The following is a 1,531-nucleotide window of genomic DNA, read 5'->3' as shown; positions in this document are numbered from 1 at the left end:
CTAATGTACTTCTACATTTCTTAGCTAACTTAAGGATGAATTCCGTTGCCACACTACAAAAGGTTTCTCCACTCCATCCTTCGATGATCGCTCCAGCCCGCGATGCGTCGGTATTCCCTCAATTGTGAAGCGCTGGGCAGGCTTAGACTCATCAATCGTGTTTGGCGTTTTTACCGGCTAATGACCGAAATCAAAGCTTGTACCAATGTAGTGCATTTCTTTCCAACTCTTTAACAAACGCATCTTTACCATCCATATAAGCTTCAATATCCTTCGGAAATTGTTTAGCAAGGGTCTCTTTTAAGTTTCCATACTGCTCCACTTCCTCGGAATGTGTTCGGAGGTAGTCTCTTACAGCCAAATGGCGACTAATATCTTCCTTGTTATCCACCTGAAACACATGTACTTGATGTGTTCGATTATCTCCGCCTTTTCTGAAATACCGTCTTCCTTTCATGCCCAACTCGCCCATACATTCATAGCCTAGACCTGCCATTTGTTCATTAAACGAATCTATTTTATCAATATCTTGAACTACTGGCATAATATCAATAATTGGTTTGGCTTTTAACCCAGGAACAGATGTGCTCCCAATATGATGAATATCAATTAACTCTTCAGCAAGAATATCCTTAATTTTCTGAGCTTCCTCTCTGAACAATTTCTTCCAATTATCGTTATATTCCATAACCACAACATTCATATAACTAACCTCCATTTGTTTAATTTGGAATTTTATCCACTTAGAGAGTTCAACTTCTCATTTTTCCGTTTCATCTGCTTAACAGGTAGGTTCAACACGACAAGTCCGGCCGTAAACAGGATTGCTCCACAAATAATATACCAGGTGATCGGATCACGGTAAAATAAAAAGCTCCATAAAATGGCGAATATCACTGAGGTGTTGCTCACTATGACGTGTTGCTCACTATGACGGCTACAGGAAACGGCACTCTTGCCAAAGCTTGCGAGAACCAATAAAAGCTAATCCCCGTAATTAGCCCTAACAGAACTAATGCCCCGACGGCCGTCACACTTACACTTCCCTTGAAATCGAATTGCCATGGAAGCGGCAGCAGCATTACCAAGGAAGCCCAGAAAAAGACCGAAAAATTCATAGTCCCCGCATCCATATCCTTTACTAGGATTTTTTGGCTTAGCACATGAAAAGTAGCCCCGATTCCGGAAATGATGAAGAGCAATGTCGTTAAAGATTGTCCTCCGAAAATTTGCCCGATCGGCCTCCCGTTCCAACTTATAACAAACACCCCGATCACACACATCACAGCTGCGATCCGACCGCGGGATGTGATCCTCTCCTTGAACAGAAAGACAGAAGCTAGCAGCAGTGCAACAGTTGAGACCGGAGTTACCAGTATATAGCCATACGAGTACCCGATGGACAGTCCCATATTTTCGAAAAAATAATTCAAGGATTTCCCAAGCGCACCCAACCAAATCCATTTCATGCGGAACTGCAGCTTAAGCCCTTTTCCTTTTATGATCAAAAAAAGCCCGAGAAACACTACGC

The 1,531-nt window shown here is 42.5% G+C and carries 3 protein-coding genes; all 3 read right to left on the bottom strand.

All coding sequences use genetic code 11. The features are described from left to right. Positions 1-190: 190 nt before the first annotated feature. The gene (locus tag AC1DWB_RS36175; protein WP_477545873.1) at positions 191-703 is read right to left on the bottom strand and encodes a GrpB family protein; all 513 of its coding nucleotides are present in this window, start codon (positions 701-703) and stop codon (positions 191-193) included. A gap of 32 nt (positions 704-735) precedes the next feature. Beyond that, positions 736-897, bottom strand: coding sequence for a hypothetical protein (locus AC1DWB_RS36170; RefSeq protein WP_477545874.1), 162 nt, complete (start codon positions 895-897; stop codon positions 736-738). A gap of 14 nt (positions 898-911) precedes the next feature. Beyond that, the coding region (locus AC1DWB_RS36165) for a DMT family transporter (RefSeq protein WP_477545872.1) at positions 912-1,531 on the bottom strand (620 nt) is incomplete at its 5' end.

The organism is Paenibacillus sp. P4_E11, assembly GCF_056401635.1.
The sequence above is the reverse complement of the archived record's forward strand: the minus strand, read 5'-3'. Positions and strand labels throughout refer to the sequence as shown.

Excerpts from the sequence above, each read along its gene's own strand:
- AC1DWB_RS36175 (WP_477545873.1), bottom strand. The coding sequence starts at position 703 with ATGAATGTTGTGGTTATGGAATATAACGATAATTGGAAGAAATTGTTC.